We start from the raw sequence: 19,190 nt of genomic DNA, 5'->3' as shown, positions 1-19,190 counted from the left end.
TATTTAAGAGTTAAAAATAAATTGTAATTAATCATCTGTTTGGACTTAATTAATAATGATTCTCAATAAATAAAGACCCTTGTTATTTATTAGGTGAAAGTTCACTGAATATAAGTCATTGAAATTAATGTAAGCAAAAAACTCGGCTTAATCGTGGTAGTGTTATTTAGAATTCAGGTAAAATTATTATCTGTTTAAAAAGCAATCGAGACTATTTTTGAAACGAGCAAGGTGTGTGAATGGGGCGTAAATTAAAAAGCTCAAAATTACGTTCTGAGCAGATTAGCCGTCGCCTCTTTTTTTGCATGATAGTCATTATATTTTCGATTTTTTATCTCTCTATTCCTTTAATTATTAATAGTTATCAAGAGTATATAAAATCAGAACAAACACTCACTGAAATTACCTGCCTCCGTACATTAGTCAAAACAGCCAATAAAATCTCCAGAGAACGGGCACCTTCCAATAAAGTGATGTCAAGTCAGCCAGATGTATTATTGGAAAATCAAAAAGAATTATTCGAGTATCGAAAGATTGTTGATACTGAAATTGATAATACTATTGAAGTTTTAAAACAACATGGTTTTAGGCTAATCGCTTATGAGTTGGAAACAGATTTAAAAGTTAAATTAGCTGCAGCTCGAGCCATTGTTGATGCATATGCCAGTACGCCGCATGCTGAGCGAACCTCCAAGCAATATGATCATGCGATTTTATCGATGTTTAGTGTTTGGGATGAAAGCCGCGAGTTTTTAACTTGGTTATTGGTGCGTTCGAATAGTAAGAACAGCAAGATGTCGAATTACTTTACCTCGATTTTGGTGCTCACCGATATGCGTGATCAAGCAGGGCGAGTTGCGTCTAATATCATGGCACCTGTGACCTTTGGTGAAAAAATTTCAGATGAAAATCGGGCAAGATCGTTACAAACACAGCATCAAGCGATCTATCTTTGGGAGTTGATTGATACGATCCAGCCTGAACAGTCGAAGACACTCGAATATGTAGACTTATATCGTCGCGTTAAAACGGAATTTTTAGATAAAGGATTACCGATCATTGCACGTCTATTGGATGAAAGTAAAAATAATAAAGCGTACTTTCTGTCTGGGACACAATTGACAGAACGAATGGTGGGGAAATTTACTCCAGTAATGGACTTGCAAAACTATATTCTGGATTACAGTATTCGGGTTGCAGTGAATGAAAATAAATTCGCAAAGCGACAGTTCATCTTTACTTTAATTATCTCTAGCCTGTCTTTATTGATTGCAATTTTCACCATGATTTATGCCAAGCGCAAGGTATTTAGCCCTCTGATTCATGCTCGTGATATGATTTTACGTTTATCAGAAACCTCGGATGAATTCCCTTCAGGTAAAAATAATAAGGAAGAGTTTGTCTCACTGTTTGAAGCGATTGATAAATTAAAAGGAATGTTGAAGCAGCGCGATGCGATGGAGTTGCAGTTGAAGCAGATTGCAAATTCTGATGTATTGACTGGTGTTGCCAATCGTTTGGCCTTGGATGAATATATTCAGATTCTTGAATCTAAGCCTGAGTCGTTGTCACAGACGTGTGTGATTGCAATTGATATTGATAATTTTAAGTTTGTAAATGATCAATATGGGCATATCGTGGGTGATCAGGTGATTACCATGATTGCAGATCAGTTGAGGCTCAACGTTAGAACATCTGATTTAATCGTACGTTATGGCGGTGACGAGTTTTTGGTGGTGATTGAAGATATTCAAATGGGGGCTGCAAAAGTGGTGGCAGAAGGTATCCGTTCGGGAATTTTAAATCAAAAGATTGTGCTTTCGAACGTGTCTGAGTCGATTCAGGTTTCGGTGAGTATCGGTGTGGCGATTGGTGCAAATAGTTGGTTAGAACTGTTAGAAAAAGCGGATCAGTCGTTGCTCAAAGCTAAGGCAAAAGGGAAGAATGTAGTGGAATATTAAATTGCCCGTGATTGAATAAATCTAAGCAATTAAGAATGACCTTTTATGACGGCATGTTTAGTTAAAAACGCACTAACTAAATATTTTTATTTAATTAAATGAGTCGTGTTTTTGGCAATCAGGAAATAAATATTGCTGCATAAAGTCAATAAATACTCTGGTTTTGGGCGAAAGGTAGCGATTTGATGGCCACACAATGTTGAAATGCCCAGCATGGATGATCTTGTCATGCATGATACTGATAAGCCGACCAGATTGTATCTGATCCTTAATGGCAAAATCAGGCAAACAAGCAATGCCTAACCCTTGCTCAACCATGTAAATAATAGATTCAATGTTATTGGCCACAGTGGAGACAGGTAAATTTATGATGTAGGGTTTACCGTGTTCTTGTAAGGGCCAAGCCTCGATTTTACCTGTACTTGGATAACGATGTCGTAAGCAATGTCTTGTTGCGAGCTCATCTAAAGCCTGTGGTATACCATGCTCAACAAAATAAGCAGGTGAGCCCACCATTTGATAGTGATAAGTGCCTAATACCTTTGCCATTAAGCGTGAGTCAGTCAATGCACCTGTACGAATCACAACATCAAACCCTTCCTCGATTACATCAACGAGATGATCGGAAAAATCAAGATCTAAATTGATGGCTGGCCACGCTTGTATGAACTGAGTGAGGGTTGGCATCATTAACATTCCAACTAAAGGTAAACTGACCCTAAGCCGTCCTTGAGGTACATGATTAATCTGTGATAATTCCAATTCTGCTTCTTCAACTTCGGCCAATATTTGACGGCATCGTTTAAGGAAGAGCGCGCCTTCAGGTGTAAGTTGAATGCTTCGTGTAGAGCGGTGGAACAACCGGACATTTAATTTCTTTTCAAGTTTCGCAATAATTTTTCCAATAGCAGATGCAGACAAACCTAGTTTTTGTCCCACCAGCGTAAAGCTTCGGAACTCAGCAACTTGAATAAAGACATTTAAAGAACTAAAACGATCCATAATTTTTATTCTGGAATATTTTTCCGCATTCTTTAGAATCTTAACCTATTTTTCAATATTCCAAGTGAATCTAAACTTTGTTCTTTACTTAATTTTGAATAAGGTTAGAAAAATGAGTCATATTCTTACATCTACCCAGTTCCAATCAGAACCTACACCTACTGTTTTTGTGGTGAATGTTATACATGCTCACCCAGAGAAACAGGAGCAAGCTTTTAAAATTATTCAGGAAATTGTGCATTATGCATCGTTTAAAGAGGGATTTTTATGGAGCAATTTAGCTAAAAGCCTTGATGGCAAAACGGTTGTCAATATTGAAGCGATTTCATCCAAAGATGATGTCAAAAAATTCTTTGGGGATAAGGTTTTTGAGGCTAAATTTGATCGTCTGAAAGCGGTTGCTGATTTTGAATTTCATATTTATCAATCGGATGATGTTGTTTTTCCTCATTCAGGAATTGTACATAAACTTCAGGACACGCCTGCATAAAATCAAGCTAAAGAGGAAACCGAGTTTGACTCGGTTTCTTTAAGGCTCATACAGATAGAGTCATTTGATGCAATGTTAATTAGTTCGTTTAGAACGTGATCTTTTATTTCAACAACGGTTTTAAGAACTTCGCTGTATGTGAAATTTTAGATTTCACCACTTGCTCAGGGGTTCCTTCAGCAATGATTTGACCACCACCCGAACCACCCTCAGGACCTAAGTCGATCACCCAGTCAGCGGTTTTAATCACATCAAGATTATGCTCAATCACTACAATGGTATTCCCTTTATTGCGTAGCTCATACAAAATATCGAGTAACTTGGCAATATCATGGAAATGCAGACCTGTGGTCGGTTCATCCAAGATATATAAAGTTCGACCTGTATCGCGTTTTGCCAACTCACGTGCCAGTTTCACTCGTTGCGCTTCGCCGCCAGAAAGCGTTGTTGCTGCTTGTCCTAAACGAATATAGCCAAGCCCGACTTGAGTTAAAGTATCTAAACGACGATGAATCACAGGAATAGCACTAAAGAACTCAGCGGCATCTTCCACCGTCATTTCCAAGACATCAGAAATGTTTTTGCCTTTATAACCGACTTCTAAAGTTTCACGGTTATAACGCTTGCCATGACAAGCATCACAAGGCACATACATATCTGGCAGGAAGTGCATCGCGACCTTAATCATGCCATCGCCTTCACACGCTTCACAGCGTCCACCTTTCACGTTAAACGAGAAACGGCCTGCGCTGTAACCACGCGCTTTGGCTTCAGGTGTTTGTGCAAATAGCTCACGAATTGGTGTGAATAAACCTGTATAAGTTGCAGGATTCGAACGTGGTGTACGACCAATAGGGCTCTGATCAATATCAACTACTTTATCTAAATGCTGTAAGCCATCAATCGAGTCAAACTTTTCAGCAGTCAGTGTGGTTGCGCCATTCAGTTGAGTCGCAGCCAAAGGCAATAAAGTACGGTTAATCAGGGTTGATTTACCTGAACCAGATACCCCAGTCACACAGGTCATGATACCTAATGGAATCGTCAGATCAACGTTCTGTAAGTTATGTCCGCTTGCCCCAGACAATTTGATGACTTCATCTGGACGAGGAGATTGGGTGCGCTGTTTCGGCACTTCAATCTTCAATTTGCCTGACAGATATTGACCTGTGAGTGAGTCAGCATGATTTGCTAATTCTTCATATGTTCCTTCGGCAATCACAGCACCGCCATGAATACCCGCGCCTGGTCCGATATCAATAATATGGTCAGCAGCACGGATGGCATCTTCATCATGCTCAACCACGAGTACAGTATTACCCAAATCACGTAAGCGAATCAGGGTTTGTAACAAGCGGTCATTATCACGTTGATGTAGACCAATCGAGGGTTCATCCAGTACATACATCACGCCCATTAAGCCTGCACCAATCTGTGAAGCCAGACGGATACGTTGCGCTTCACCGCCAGAAAGGGTTTCAGCTGAACGTGCCAGACTCAGATAGTTCAGGCCAACACTGACCAGAAAGTGTAAACGTTCACGAATCTCTTTAAAGATTTTATCGGCGATTTCACCTTTAGCGCCTTCAAGATTCAGGTCTTGATAATAGTTTTCAGCATCACCAATCGACATTTTGGTGATTTGGGCAATGGTTTTGTCTTTGACACGAACATGACGAGAAATTTCATTCAAACGTGAACCACCGCAAGCATCACACGCTGCATTCGACAGGTATTGCGCCAGATCATCACGCACATAATTTGATTCAGTCTCACGATAGCGACGTTCTAAATGCGGCAAAATCCCTTCAAAAGCTTGCACACGACTGTGCTTACGACCACGCTCATCAATATAGCTGAGGTCGATTTTCTCTTTGCCTGTGCCTTGCAAGAATTTTTTCTGCGTGTCTTTATCCAGTGTATTCCATGGCTGATCGAGATCGATATTGAAATGATCCGCGACTTTTTGCAGCATGGTGTAGTAATACGGACGTTGTCTATCCCAACCACGAATCGCACCTTGGCTGATCGAAACCTCAGGATTTGGAATCAGTTTATCTGAACTGAAATGGCTGCGCGTGCCCAGACCATCACAAACCGGGCAGGCACCAAATGGGTTGTTGAATGAGAACAGACGGGGTTCAAGTTCAGCCACGGCACGGTCACACTCAGGGCAAGAATGTTTTGCCGAGAACACGCGTTCAGGATGTTCGCCATTCATCCATGATAAAACTGCAATATCACCGCCTAAACGTAATGCAGTTTCAAATGATTCTGCAATACGGTTGCCGAGATCATCACGCACTTTAAAGCGATCGACGACCACTTCAATGGTATGTTTTTTCTTTTTATCCAGCTCAGGTGGTGTATCGATATCAATGATTTCACCATCGACACGGGCACGAACAAAACCTTGACCTTGTAACTGTTCAAATAATTGGGTGTATTCACCTTTACGTTCACGCACCACAGGCGCAAGCAACATCAAGGCTGTGCCTTCTTCAAGTCCTTTTACTGCATCGACCATTTCTGAGATGGTTTGTGCCACCATCGGTAGATCGTGCTCAGGACAATAGGGCGTACCGACGCGTGCGTAGAGTAAACGCAAATAGTCATAAATTTCAGTAATGGTACCGACGGTTGAACGTGGGTTGTGGCTTGTTGATTTTTGTTCAATCGCAATTGCAGGCGATAAGCCTTCAATCGAATCAACTTCCGGTTTTTCCATTTGTGACAGGAATTGGCGCGCATAAGCCGACAGTGATTCGACATAACGGCGCTGGCCTTCGGCATACAAGGTATCAAAGGCCAAGGATGATTTTCCTGAGCCAGAAAGTCCCGTAATCACCACAAACTTGTCACGTGGGATATCGAGTGACACATTTTTTAAATTATGAGTACGTGCGCCTCGAATACGGATATGACTTTGACTCATAAATACATCTCAATAAGCTGAATATGAAAACATGTATATGATAGCGATTTAAAATCGTTCAAGTGGTATAAAAATAATTAAAACGACAAATTGTGACGGTTAATGAACTGGTTCACATTTATCTCACGCGATGCGCCTAGTATTTTTAGCATTCAATGCCACAGATTGCCATGTAAAAATTGATCACGAATTAAAATACATAATTTACTAGACGACTGGTCTAATATTGATTTATAGTGTGAGCATGAAACGATCAAATAAAAGTGAAACCACTCGACAACATATCCTCGATACCAGCTTTGAATTGGTGTTGCGTAAGGGGTTTGTCGGTGTTGGTTTGCAAGAGATTCTCAAAGCCTGTGATGTCCCGAAAGGGTCGTTCTACCATTATTTTGCTTCTAAAGAAGCATTTGGCTGCGCTTTGCTCGAACAATATATGGCGGATTATAAGGTCCGCGTAGAGCAGCTTTGGCAGCATACCGAACAAAGTGCCTATGCGCGTCTGATGGCTTTATGGCAAGCATGGATTGAGGACCCAGTTTATGGCAGTTGGGCGGAAAATTGTCTGATTGTGAAACTGGCGGCGGAGGTTGCGGACTTATCCGAGGACATGCGTGAAATTCTCAATCTCGGGGTACATCGATTGACGCAACGCGTGGCCTTGTTATTACAAGAAGGGCAACAGCAAGGCTCAATCCCTGTGCATCTTGACCCACTCAAAACAGCCCAAGTCATGTATCAATTGTGGTTGGGTGCGGCCCTGATGACCAAGCTAGCTCAAGACAAAGCGCCGCTACATTTAGCTTTAGAAACCACACAGCAGCTGTTACAGCCGATTAAGGAATAAACCATGCAAAGTATTATCCATCAAAGTTTTGGTGAACCTGTAGAGGTATTGCAGCTGGCAGAAATGCCACAGCCTGAACCTAAAGCAGGTGAAGTTCGCATTAAAACCATCATGTCTCCTATGCATAACCATGATGTTTGCACCGTACGTGGCAGTTATGGCTATAAGCCAACACTCCCAGCCATTGGTGGCAGTGAAGCGGTAGGCATTGTCGATGCCGTCGGCGAAGGTGTCGATGAAAGTAAACTGGGACAGCGTGTTGCGGTTGCTGGCGTACATGGCAGTTGGGCAGAATATTTTATTGCCCCTGCACAAAGCATCATTCCGTTAAATGATGCAATCGACAATGAAACGGCAGCTCAACTGATCGGCATGCCAATCAGTGCCTTGATGCTACTTGATTTTGTTAATCTACAAGCAGGCCAATGGTTGATTCAAAATACGGCCAATGGTGCAGTGGGTAAAACCGTTGCGATGATTGCCCAAGCTCGTGGACTACAAGTCATTAATTTAGTTCGCCGTACTGATGCGATTGCAGAAATGCAGGCATTGGGTATCCAGCACATCGTGGCGACGGATCAGCCAGATTGGAAACAGCAAGTCAAAGCCATCCATGCAGATCAAGCGCTAATTGCAGGAGTAGATTCAATTGGTGGCAGTGCCAGTGGTGAAATGTTGAATCTACTCAGTGAAAATAGCCTATTGGTTTCATTTGGCAGCATGACAGGCGAAACCATGCAGATCTCATCGGGTGACCTGATTTTTAAACAGGCGACCGTAAAAGGTTTCTGGGCCAGTGTCGTGAATAAAGAAATGCCAGCGGAACGTAAAAAGGCTTTGTTCGTGGAACTGATTACATTGGCGACTCAGAAGAAACTGATTTTGCCAGTTGAAGGAGTATTCAGTTTTGACGAGATTAAGACTGCTGCGCTTAAAGCAACACAAGGTGCACGTCAGGGTAAGGTCTTGTTACAGCCATAATCTAAACATTTACCACCAGCCGAGAGGCTGGTCTCTTCCAAAGTCGTCATCATAAAAAGGAAAAATCAGATGCTTGGACAATTACTCATCGGGCTAATCGCATTATTACATGTCTATATTTTGGTGCTGGAAATGTTTCTTTGGGACAAACCTTATGGCTTAAAAGCCTTTGGCAATAGTCTTGAAAAGGCACAGCTCACCAAAGTGTTGGCACAAAATCAGGGACTATATAATGGCTTTCTTGCCGCAGGTTTATTTTGGTCATTACTGGCACCCGTTACGTATGCAATCGCGATTGCCAATTTCTTTTTGGCTTGTGTCTTGATTGCAGGGATTTACGGTGGTCTCACCGCGAGTAAAAAGATTATCTATATTCAGGCTGTACCTGCATTGATTGCTTTAATCGTGGTGAATGTTTTTTAATCTGGCAATAAAAGTAGGCATGTGATCTGATTTATGCTTTAATGGACTCAGTTTGAGATGAGCCTCATACAGTATATCGGACGATACGATATACGACTAAGCCCCTTAATTGGGGCTTTTTTATGTCTTGAGAAAAGTGCAGGAAGGGATTTAAGCCTGATCCAGACCTAACCATTGACGTTGTTGGTAGGCACTGTCCCAGAATAACCATTCCAGTTTTGCCCCCATGGTATAGGCCGCATGCATTTTCGCCAAAGTATCTTCATCACAACGTGCAGCCACTTTATCAACCGTCGCAATCACATTACGCACTGCTGTATTAAATTCTTCACCTGCATAGGTATCGATCCAGGCTTGGTAAGGGTTATTTTCAACCGACTGACTGACGATATCTTTACCCACTTCAGCATAAATCCAAAAACATGGCAGGAGTGCCGCCAGAATCACAGGATAGCTTTCTGACCATGCTGTTGCAGTGAGAAAAGAAGTGTAATGATGGCAAGCAAGGGTCAGCGGGGTACTTTCAAACTCGGTTTTGCTGATGTCAAATTCCTGCATAAAGTCACTGTGTAAACTGCGTTCCACAATAATCGCAATTTTAGCCGCTTCAGAAAATTGAATGACATCATCCGCTTCATAGGCTTTTGCCGCAGCAACAGCGAGAGCACGACCATAAGCCAATAAGTAATGTGCATCTTGAATGACATAGTGACAAAAGGCTTCACGGTCTAATGAACCTGCTGCAAGTTCTTGATTAAACGGGAGTGCTAATATTTTTTGATATAAGTCTTGATTACGTTGCCAAACATCTTGAGAAAACGTCATGGATTGAACCTATTAAAGCAAGCCTAAAAAAATCTGTCAGCACTATAGCAGAGTCTTGTCGCGATAATTTTTTCTTCAAAATAAGTGCAACAATCTTTTGTCTATTTCAACTCAAACTCGCCTACAATAGACACATTTTTATCCCCCCGACAATTTGAATAAAAGGTTGCTCATGAAGCATTTCCGGTTCTCAATTTTCTTTACGGTAGTGTGTTTAGCACTATCTGCCTACTGGGGCTATACGCACGGCCCAGAAGCAGGTGTTTCGACGATGCTTAAGGCATTAACAATCACTGCAATTTTGGCAGTGATGGAAGTTTCTTTATCATTTGATAATGCGGTTGTGAATGCATCGGTACTGCGTGGTTGGGATCATTTCTGGAAGATGATCTTCTTAACGGTGGGTATCCTGATTGCCGTATTTGGTATGCGTTTAATTTTCCCTGTCGTCATCGTGGCTGTGACTGCGGATATGGGGATGATTGAAGTGGCTAAATTGGCATTGAATGATCCAAAGACCTATTCAGAACGCCTAATGGCACATCATGCTGAAATTGCAGCATTTGGTGGAACGTTCTTGTTGCTGGTATTCCTGAACTTCTTTTTTGATGATGGTAAAGAAACCCATTGGTTTAAATGGTTAGAAGCAAAATTAGCGCATTTGGCTAGCGTACCTGCAATGTCTGTTTTCCTTGCCTTGATTGCGATGCTTATCATGGCTGCAAATGTGGAAGAATCGGCTCGTTTGGCAGTGACCATGGCCGGTATCTGGGGCATCGTAGTGTATATTGGTGTACAAGTACTGAGTCATTTGTTGGGTGGTGAACCTGAAATTGATGAGAATGGCAATGCAGTGACTCATGACTCAAATGGCGCAGCGACAGGTGTCGTCAAAGCAGGGTTTGGTGGTTTCCTTTACCTTGAAGTACTTGATGCATCGTTCAGTTTTGATGGTGTGATCGGTGCATTTGCAATTACCAGTGATGTGGTGATTATCATGCTCGGTCTGGCAATTGGTGCGATCTTCGTTCGTTCAATGACCATTTATTTGGTTGAGAAAGGCACCTTAGATGCATACATCTTCTTGGAACATGGCGCGCATTATGCGATTGGTGCTCTGGCATTCATCATGATCGCAAGTGGTACGGGCTTGCATGTACCTGAAATCGTGACCGGTTTAATCGGTGTAGCCTTTATTGTTTGGGCAGTCATCGCCTCAATCCAATATAGCAAGCGGGAACAGCAAGCCTCTTAAGTTTGCTTTCAGCTTGATTCGATATGATAAATATAGGAGCGAATATGGCTCCTTTATTTTTTCTCCGCAGAAAGATTGTGTTTTTCATAATCTACTTACAACCTTTGTAGGCGAATGGCTTATAATTCGCTGAGCCAGTTATAGTGTCTTATCAACAATGAATGCTTTAGAACGCCGTTCAACTTTTGCCTTAAGTAGCATTTTTGCCTTACGCATGTTGGGCTTGTTCATGATTATTCCTGTCTTTTCAGTGGCAGGACAATCCTATCATTACGCCACGCCAGCCTTAATTGGTCTTGCGGTCGGAGTATATGGCTTAACCCAGGCAATTTTACAGATTCCATTTAGCTTATTGGCCGATCGTTTTAGCCGTAAACCCCTCGTGGTGCTAGGCTTATTGCTGTTTGCAATTGGTGGTGCAATCGCAGGTTTATCTGACACGATTTATGGTGTGATTATTGGTCGTGCGATTGCCGGTGCAGGTGCTGTTTCAGCCGTAGTGATGGCTTTACTGGCCGATGTGACCCGTGAAGAACAGCGAACCAAAGCCATGGCAGCGATGGGCATGAGTATTGGTTTATCCTTCGTTATCGCTTTTAGCTTAGGGCCGTGGCTCACCAGTTTAGTCGGTATTTCAGGCCTGTTCTTTGTCACCACCATTATGGGCTTGGCAGCGATTTTAATGTTGTTGTTGGTTCCTAAAGTGACGCGACATCATCGCAACTATCAGCAGGGCTATCTGAATCAGCTGAAACAAGTCATCCAAATGGGGGAGCTGAATCGCCTGCATGTTTCAGTGTTTGCATTGCATTTATTGCTGACAGCGATGTTTATCTATGTGCCTTCGCAGTTGATTGAATATGCACAAATCCCATTGGCGAAGCATGGTTTAGTCTATTTACCGCTATTAGTGATCAGCCTGTTCTTTGCTTTTCCAAGCATCATCATCGCGGAAAAATATCGCAAGATGCGTGGCATTTTTCTTACCGCAATTGCTGGGATTATCGGTGGTTTATTGATCCTGATTTTTGGTTACGAATCTAAGTATGTGTTGCTCGCTGGACTTGGATTATTCTTTATTGCCTTTAATGTCATGGAAGCTTTATTACCTTCTTGGCTGTCAAAAGCAGCACCGATTCAGTCCAAAGCGACTGCAATGGGTGTCAATGCCAGCAGTCAGTTTTTAGGGGCATTCTTTGGCGGCACTTTGGGTGGTCAGCTTTTGATGTTACAGAATACTGCGCTCGGGTGGAGTGTGTTAACGGGGATTGCTATAATATGGCTGCTGATTAGTTTTGGTCTGGCGCAGCCAAGATATTTATCTTCCATTGTGTTGCCTTTACCTCAGGCCATACAAACAGATGAATGGACTTCAAAACTGTTGGCGATTCGTGGTATTGAAGAAGTCGTGGTGATGCCTGAACAGCAAGTTGCCTATATTAAAGTCGACAAACAGTGCATTGATGATGCTGGGCGACAAGATTTAACGCACTTGATAGGCAAAGAGGTAGCCATTTAATCATAACTCTTATAAAGTAAAACATAGAAATATATAGGATGAAGACAGCTAATGCGTGGTGTGAATAAAGTTATTTTAGTAGGTACTTTAGGTAAAGATCCAGAAACTAAAACCTTTCCAAATGGTGGATCGTTGACTCAATTCTCGATTGCGACCAGTGAATCGTGGATGGACAAAAGTACAGGTGAGCGTAAAGAGCAAACAGAATGGCACCGTATCGTGTTGCACAACCGTTTAGGTGAAATTGCTCAACAATATCTGCGTAAAGGTTCAAAAGTGTATATCGAAGGTTCATTGCGTACCCGTCAATGGACAGACCAAAATGGTCAAGAGCGTTACAGCACTGAAATCCGTGGTGATCAAATGCAAATGCTCGATAGCCGTCAACAAGGCGAGCAGAGCGGTGGTGACTTTAATCAACCACGTTTTAACAACAATAATAACCAAGGTGGTGGTTACCAAAATACAGGCTATAACAATAACAACAACCAAAATGGTTATGGTCAAGGCGGTGGCAATCAAGGCAATTATGCGGGTAGCCCTCAAGCAGGTAATGGTTTTAACTCACCAAAAGCAGCACCGCAACCCGCTGCTGCAGCACCTGCTGATTTAGACGATGATTTACCGTTCTAGATCCGATTCGTAAATATAAAAAAGGCATAAAACTGAGTTTTATGCCTTTTTTGTTGGCGGTGCTTTTTAGCGTGCAGAATCTAAGGTCTCATGATTGGTCACGACTTCTTGAGCTTTGCTATAACTTTCAATCAGAAGCTGATACGCAGGGAAAATTTGCGTATAAACCTGTGCCCATTCCAGTGCATCGTCTCGGTTCCAAGTGCGCTGAATTTCAGAAGCGACTGCTGCGGTATCCATTGGCACTACGCCTGCTTGTACCACACGTGCCAAGGTAATTTCTTCTGCCATTTTGCTATACGTACCAGAAGCATCAACCACTGCAAAGACTTTATAGCCATCAGCAACTGCACTGATTGCAGGGAAGGCCATACATACGCTAGTAATGGTGCCAGCAATAATCAATGTATTGCGACCAGTTGCTTTGACTGCTTTGACAAAGTCCTCGTTATGCCATGCATTGATTTCGCCTTTACGTGCGACATATTGTGCATGTGGTGCATTGGCATGAATCTCTGGGATCAAAGGACCATTTGGACCTTGTGGTACAGATGCTGTGGTAATTACTGGAATGTTGGCTAAACTTGCGATTTTGGCAAGTGCCGCAGCACGCTGACGTAACTCAGGCATTGGCATATCGCCGACGGTTTGGAATAAGCCGCTTTGGTGGTCAATCAACAGCATTACGGCATCATTGACATCGATGACTGGTGCTTGACCATTGAAATTTGCTGGCATTGTCATTGTTGTATCCTCATCATGTTATCGTTGGTATAATTGATGATATAGATAGGACAATGGGTGAAAAATACCTATGATAGGATATATTGTCATACTAAAAGAACAATTAATCCTCGTACTTAAGTCGAGAAAATAAACATGAAAGATTTAAATGACTTATATTTCTTCGTGAAAGTAATCGATTGTGGTGGCTTTTCAGCAGCCAGCCAAGAATTGATGGTGACCAAGTCTCTATTGAGTCGCCGTATTGCCGAATTAGAGGAGCGGCTTGGGGTTAAATTAGTGAATCGAACCACCCGACAGGTGTCGATTACTGAAGTGGGTAAAATCTATTATCAGCACTGCAAAGCCATGTTGATTGAAGCCGAGGCGGCTGAAGAAGCGATTGAATTCTTAACTGCCGAACCACGGGGATTGATTAAACTGTCTTGTCCGACCAATTTGTTGCATATCAATATTAGCCCGATGCTGAACGAGTTTTTGCAGCTTTACCCTAAAATTAACCTGCATGTCGAAGCAACCAATCGCCGTGTGGATTTGATCAATGAACGTTTTGATTTGGCGATACGGATTCGCCCTTTGCCTTTGACAGATAGTGAATTAATTGTGCGAGAACTGGCTTTGGCGCGTCAGTTTATTGTTGCCAGTCCAGATTTATTGCATCAGTTCTATTCAATTACTGAGCCACAGCAATTGACCCAATTCCCGATTTTGATGATGGAGTCCTTTGCACCTGAATATTATTGGCAGTTATTTTCTCATGATCAGCAAGAACTCAAAGTTCAGTGCCATCCTCGCTTGACCACCACTGATTTGACTGCATTAAGAGAGGCCACGCTACAGGGTTTGGGTGTGGCTAAATTACCAGAGTTAATGGTGGCAGAAGATATTAAACAGGGGCGCTTGATTCACGTTTTACCAGAATGGCAGCCCAAAGCGGAACTGATCCATTTGGTTTATACCTCAAGGCGAGGATTACTCCCATCGATGAAGTTATTGATCGATTTTTTGGTGAAAAAATTTGCTGAATTGAAGCAACAGAACGCAGTGCTCTATTAAAAAAACTGCACTATAAAGAATAGCCACTGTCAGTTTTTGCCAATTCACGTAGACCCTCCATGAGCGTTTCAATCAGCTTTTCGACCACCAAACGTTGACCTTTACGAGAAGCATAGACCAATTGAACCGTACCCCGATTGGATTTCCATTCAGGCAGTAGATGAATCAGCTTGCCTTTTGCAATATCGGCTTGCACGGTGAGATAGGGGAGGTCAGCAATCCCAAGACCATCGCTGACGGCATAATACACGCCAGCTAAATCATTGCTTTTAACTCGGGGTTGATAAGGCACATCCACGCTTTCATCGCGGTTGACATGACATAAATGCCAATAATATTGATGTTTTTGAATGCCCAAAGCCACGCTCGGGTAGTGCTGTAACTCTGAATAATGCTGAATGGTTTTGCCTTCTAATAATTCCGGAGCTGCCACTAAACAATGCTCGGTGCGAATTACATCACGGACGATGAGACTAGAGTCCTGATTTGGCTCAAAACTGGTTCGAATCGCGATATCGATATCGTCATGCAAGACATCAACGCGACGGCTGGTGAGTTCTAAAGAGATTTCAACTTTTGGATAGCTTTTCAAAAACTGATTCAGTAATTTCCGAATTTGGAAATGCATCATCAAAGGTGGGCAGCTGATTTTAACGATGCCTTGCGGTTCATTCTTTTGTTTGAGCAAGATATTTTCCGCACATTCTACCTGTGCAATCACTTTGCAGCATTCTTCATAGAACTCTTGACCTAATTCAGTGACCTTAAAATGACGGGTTGTTCGTTGAATCAGGCTGACATTAAATTTATGTTCAAGTTCAATGATACGACGACTGAGTTTGGATTTACTGATATTTTCAGCTTCACTGGCTGCACTGAATCCGCCATGTTTCACCACTAGATAGAAATAATGAAAGTCATCAAATGAATTGATCAAAGCAAGTCGAATCCAATAAATATTGAAAGATTAGAATAGCATTAACTATCCTAATCTTTTCTTCGAAAGCTTTATTTTTGAGCAGTATTTTGTGCGTAACTATTCATTAAGTTGCGATAGTCAGGAATATGGTTGGAGAATAATGCACCCAGGCCTTCAATATCATTACGCCAGTCGCGATGTAATTCACATGCCATTCCAAACCAAGTCATCAATTGTGCACCTGCCTGTGACATACGATCCCACGCAGCATCGCGGGTGAGCGCATTAAATGTTCCCGAAGCATCGGTAATCACGAATACTTCAAAACCTTCTGCCAATGCTGACAGTGCAGGAAATGCCACACATACTTCTGTGACCACGCCGGCAATAATTAATTGTTTTTTCCCTGTGGCTTTAATGGCTTTGACAAAATCTTCATTGTCCCATGCATTGATTTGACCAGGACGGGCAATATAAGGCGCATCAGGAAACATGTCTTTCAGTTCTGGGACGAGTGGACCATTGGGGCCATTTTCAAAGCTGGTGGTTAAAATTGTTGGCAGATTGAAATATTTAGCTGCATCAGCAAGTGCTAATACATTATTTTTGAATTTATCTGGATCGATATCTCGAACCAAAGAAAGCAGGCCTGTTTGGTGATCGACCAACAGCACGGCAGCATTGTCTTTATCTAGGCGAATATAATCTTTAGTCATGGTTGTATCCTCATGTTTTTGTAAAAAGAATTTAAAAAGAGCAGCTCTTTTAGCTAGTGCTTGGAATTATGCTAGATAAATTTTAAAGGTAGATGAAGGGCGAAAAATGAGATAAACAATATCAAAAATGGGATGATTGATAGCATCATGAGCAGTATCTAGTTTTATTAATTTAATTGTCCTATAGATAGAATAATGTGTTGCTAATCTGTGGCTATAAGCAAGATTCACGGAGGCGTAAAATTGACCTCATGAACAGAACTTCTAACCTATAGGAGAAACCGAATGAAAAAAATTCTTGGTGTGTATCAAAACAAACACATGCACTGGGTGGGTGATGGTTTCCCAGTTTATAACTTGTTTTCTTATGACCGTTTAGGCCAAAGCATCAGTCCTTTTTTACTGTTGGACTATGCGGCACCTTATCGCTTTGATCCAACCACAGCGCAGCATGGTGTGGGGTCGCATCCACATCGTGGTTTTGAAACAGTAACCATTGCCTATAAAGGTGAAGTGACACATAAAGATTCAAGTGGTGGTGGTGGCACCATCAAAGCGGGTGATGTGCAATGGATGACTGCGGGTGGCGGTATCCTGCATCAAGAGTTCCATTCACCTGAGTTCGCTCATCAAGGTGGTTTATTTGAAATGGTGCAGTTGTGGGTGAATTTGCCAGCGCAGTCAAAAATGACGCCAGCGAAATATCAAGCGATTGAAGCAGATCAAATTCAACATATTGCCTTGGATGATGTAGGCAGTGAAATGCGTGTAATTGCAGGTCAATATCAAGATACTGCGGGTGCAGCAACCACTTTTAGTCCAGTCAATGTGTGGGATGGCAGTCTTGTTAAAGATCAGCAACATACCTTCTATGTCACTGAAGGCCATACCACTTTATTGGTGCTGCTCGCCGGTCAGGTTACCTTAAATGAAAGTCAACGCATTGAAGCACCGAGTCTAGTGGTGCTGAGTCGCGAAGAAATTGACTTTAGTATGAAGGCCGAACAGGACAGTAAATTCTTGGTTTTGACAGGTCAGCCCCTGAATGAACCGATTGAAGGTTATGGGCCTTTTGTCATGAATAGCAAAGCGGAAATCGTAGAAGCAGTTCGTGATTTCAATAGTGGTAAATTTGGTTCAATGGAAGCTTAATTTTAAATTAAATCAGGTGCTTATATAAGAAAGCCTATCACTCCTTTAGAGTGATAGGCTTTCGCTGTAAGGGTCCTCTATTGATTTTTTTAATATTATGTCACTTATAATTATTCAGCTTGTTATGTGACTTTGTTCTCGTTATTGTTTAATAAAAATAGCACTAATATTGGGCTTTGCAAAGACTATAAAGCGTTGAAAATGAAAAAATATAGAATGTTCTGTATGTTTTTGTGTCCTAAAGTGTAATAAATTTAATTTTTTCATCATGTTAAGATAGAAATGCAATTTGTGATAAAATGTAACAAGAATCCAACAACGATATTACGACAAAACTCTGGCAGAAGCCTTGAATCTGGTATTTTTTAATACCGCGTTTCGCTTAACTATCGGTCATAATCAAGAAAAATCATCAACTGATGGGACATAATTTTGGATATTGCAATTATTGGCAGTGGAATGGCAGGACTTGCCTCAGCCAGAATCCTACATGATGCAGGGCATAAGGTGACTATATTCGAAGCACTCGCTGGACGAGGCATGGATAGTCATAGTATTGATTTTGATGGTGGTATTATTGATGCTCCATTACGTGTAATGAATCCAAAGCTTTGGCAAAACACGCTCAGCTTGGCAAGCTACTTGGGCATTGAAACCTTTCCTGTCCGTACCTTTATGGCTTGCAGTTGGTTGTTTGAAGATAAGACCGATACATGGTTGACGACGTCACGTAGTCGAATCGGCAATTTCCCAATTATTAATAATCGCAAAGGGATTCAGCAATATGGTTGGCGTTTGGTCAAAGGCATGCTGCAACTGAAAACAGCGGTTCACCAATTCTTTAAATCGGATAATCAAGACATCACCTTAGCTGAATTCATGAATCAATATCATATTGAGGAAGTATTTTGGCATGGCACGGTGATGCCAGTTCTGTACACAATTTGTACGTGCCATCCCAAAACCATTGGGGAATGGCCTGCCAAACCTTTACTGGAATTTATCCGTCAGTTGACTGAAGGTGAAGCGCTATTGCGTATGAAAGGTGGCACACCTGCGCTAGTCAATCGCCTGATTGAAGGTATCGAAATTCATAGCGGTTCTCCAGTTAAAAAAGTGGAAGAGCAGGGCGAAAAAGTTCTGGTGGAAAATGAGCAAGGTGAAAGTCAGTTATTTGACCGTGTGGTGATTGCGACACCTACGCCTGTGATTGAAGATTTTCTGAAGCAGCCACAATTTGCCGAAGACATTGCCCTATTGAAAAAGTTCCGTTTTGAACAAGGTGATTTAGTCATTCATACCGATCCAATTGTAATGCCAGAGCGTCGTAAAGATTGGGCCGTGTTGAGCTATATGATGGATCGTAAATTTACCCGTCAGCAGTTTACCGTGTGGATTAATGCGATTGAGCCAAGCTTGGTGGGTAAAAATGCCGTATTCCAAACGTGGTGCCCTGTGATTGATATCGATCCGAAGAAAATTATTTCCAAGGTCAAACTCACCCGTGCAGTAGTCGATTCGGAAACGGTGGCCCTGAATAAACAAATTCAGCAACGCCATTTAGATTTAAATCGCAAAGTATTTTATTGCGGTTCATGGTCATGTGATGGCTTGCCAATTTTAGAATCAGCAGTGACCTCTGCGATGCATATTTCTGAAATTTTAGGCGCGTCTGTGCCATTTGTTGGATTGAAACCGAAAGTAGCCGTTGCACCTGAACTCGGCTATTAAG

17 protein-coding genes are annotated in these 19,190 nt (G+C 42.0%); 11 read left to right on the top strand and 6 right to left on the bottom strand.

Annotation, left to right across the window (positions count from 1 at the left end):
* The first annotated feature begins 239 nt into the window (after nt 1–239).
* Nucleotides 240–1,961 (top strand): GGDEF domain-containing protein, encoded by a 1,722-nt coding sequence (locus F909_RS13440; RefSeq protein ID WP_005147596.1) that lies wholly within the window; start codon nt 240–242, stop codon nt 1,959–1,961.
* A gap of 90 nt (nt 1,962–2,051) precedes the next feature.
* Here the strand turns inward: F909_RS13440 and F909_RS13445 are convergent, their stop codons facing one another.
* The gene (locus F909_RS13445; protein ID WP_005147595.1) at nt 2,052–2,963 is read right to left on the bottom strand and encodes a LysR family transcriptional regulator; all 912 of its coding nucleotides are present in this window, start codon (nt 2,961–2,963) and stop codon (nt 2,052–2,054) included.
* A gap of 112 nt (nt 2,964–3,075) precedes the next feature.
* Between F909_RS13445 and F909_RS13450 the strand changes: the two genes are divergently transcribed.
* Nucleotides 3,076–3,453 (top strand): hypothetical protein, encoded by a 378-nt coding sequence (locus tag F909_RS13450; RefSeq protein ID WP_005147594.1) that lies wholly within the window; start codon nt 3,076–3,078, stop codon nt 3,451–3,453.
* Nucleotides 3,454–3,556: 103 nt separating this feature from the next.
* Here the strand turns inward: F909_RS13450 and uvrA are convergent, their stop codons facing one another.
* Nucleotides 3,557–6,388 (bottom strand): excinuclease ABC subunit UvrA, encoded by a 2,832-nt coding sequence (gene uvrA, locus F909_RS13455; protein WP_005147591.1) that lies wholly within the window; start codon nt 6,386–6,388, stop codon nt 3,557–3,559.
* 244 nt (nt 6,389–6,632) lie between these two features.
* Between uvrA and F909_RS13460 the strand changes: the two genes are divergently transcribed.
* From F909_RS13460 to F909_RS13470, 3 genes are all read left to right on the top strand, one after another.
* The gene (locus F909_RS13460; protein WP_005147589.1) at nt 6,633–7,235 is read left to right on the top strand and encodes a TetR/AcrR family transcriptional regulator; all 603 of its coding nucleotides are present in this window, start codon (nt 6,633–6,635) and stop codon (nt 7,233–7,235) included.
* Nucleotides 7,236–7,238: 3 nt separating this feature from the next.
* On the top strand, nt 7,239–8,216 hold the full coding sequence (locus F909_RS13465) for a zinc-binding dehydrogenase (RefSeq protein ID WP_005147588.1): 978 nt from the start codon (nt 7,239–7,241) through the stop codon (nt 8,214–8,216).
* 69 nt (nt 8,217–8,285) lie between these two features.
* Nucleotides 8,286–8,639, top strand: coding sequence for a DUF1304 domain-containing protein (locus F909_RS13470; protein WP_005147586.1), 354 nt, complete (start codon nt 8,286–8,288; stop codon nt 8,637–8,639).
* Between the two features lie 150 nt (nt 8,640–8,789).
* Here F909_RS13470 and tenA read toward each other — a convergent pair whose 3' ends face one another.
* Complete coding sequence (gene tenA, locus F909_RS13475) at nt 8,790–9,464, bottom strand: thiaminase II (protein WP_005147584.1); 675 nt, start codon at nt 9,462–9,464, stop codon at nt 8,790–8,792.
* A gap of 208 nt (nt 9,465–9,672) precedes the next feature.
* Here tenA and F909_RS13480 point away from each other — a divergent pair, with 208 nt between their 5' ends.
* From F909_RS13480 to ssb, 3 genes are all read left to right on the top strand, one after another.
* On the top strand, nt 9,673–10,719 hold the full coding sequence (locus F909_RS13480) for a DUF475 domain-containing protein (protein ID WP_416202066.1): 1,047 nt from the start codon (nt 9,673–9,675) through the stop codon (nt 10,717–10,719).
* Nucleotides 10,720–10,876: 157 nt separating this feature from the next.
* Entirely contained in the window at nt 10,877–12,238 is a 1,362-nt protein-coding gene (locus F909_RS13485; protein ID WP_005147581.1) for an MFS transporter, read from the top strand.
* Between the two features lie 51 nt (nt 12,239–12,289).
* The gene (gene ssb, locus F909_RS13490; protein ID WP_005147579.1) at nt 12,290–12,871 is read left to right on the top strand and encodes a single-stranded DNA-binding protein; all 582 of its coding nucleotides are present in this window, start codon (nt 12,290–12,292) and stop codon (nt 12,869–12,871) included.
* Nucleotides 12,872–12,937: 66 nt separating this feature from the next.
* Here ssb and F909_RS13495 read toward each other — a convergent pair whose 3' ends face one another.
* A complete protein-coding gene (locus F909_RS13495; protein WP_005147577.1) occupies nt 12,938–13,615 on the bottom strand; it encodes a hydrolase in 678 nt (225 codons plus the stop codon).
* A 135-nt stretch (nt 13,616–13,750) separates the two neighbouring features.
* Here F909_RS13495 and F909_RS13500 point away from each other — a divergent pair, with 135 nt between their 5' ends.
* Complete coding sequence (locus tag F909_RS13500; RefSeq protein ID WP_005147572.1) at nt 13,751–14,671, top strand: LysR substrate-binding domain-containing protein; 921 nt, start codon at nt 13,751–13,753, stop codon at nt 14,669–14,671.
* A 10-nt stretch (nt 14,672–14,681) separates the two neighbouring features.
* Here F909_RS13500 and F909_RS13505 read toward each other — a convergent pair whose 3' ends face one another.
* Both F909_RS13505 and ycaC read right to left on the bottom strand, forming a co-directional pair.
* On the bottom strand, nt 14,682–15,629 hold the full coding sequence (locus tag F909_RS13505) for a LysR substrate-binding domain-containing protein (RefSeq protein WP_416202065.1): 948 nt from the start codon (nt 15,627–15,629) through the stop codon (nt 14,682–14,684).
* Nucleotides 15,630–15,679: 50 nt separating this feature from the next.
* On the bottom strand, nt 15,680–16,306 hold the full coding sequence (gene ycaC / locus F909_RS13510) for an isochorismate family cysteine hydrolase YcaC (protein ID WP_005147560.1): 627 nt from the start codon (nt 16,304–16,306) through the stop codon (nt 15,680–15,682).
* 285 nt (nt 16,307–16,591) lie between these two features.
* Here ycaC and F909_RS13515 point away from each other — a divergent pair, with 285 nt between their 5' ends.
* Complete coding sequence (locus F909_RS13515; protein WP_005147558.1) at nt 16,592–17,458, top strand: pirin family protein; 867 nt, start codon at nt 16,592–16,594, stop codon at nt 17,456–17,458.
* Nucleotides 17,459–17,890: 432 nt separating this feature from the next.
* Complete coding sequence (locus tag F909_RS13520; RefSeq protein ID WP_005147557.1) at nt 17,891–19,189, top strand: FAD-dependent oxidoreductase; 1,299 nt, start codon at nt 17,891–17,893, stop codon at nt 19,187–19,189.
* The last annotated feature ends 1 nt before the right edge of the window (nt 19,190 follow it).

It is taken from the genome of Acinetobacter sp. ANC 3929 (genome assembly GCF_000369405.1).
GTDB lineage: Bacteria > Pseudomonadota > Gammaproteobacteria > Pseudomonadales > Moraxellaceae > Acinetobacter.
Note: the sequence above shows the minus strand (reverse complement) of the source record. Positions and strands in the feature narration are given on the sequence as shown.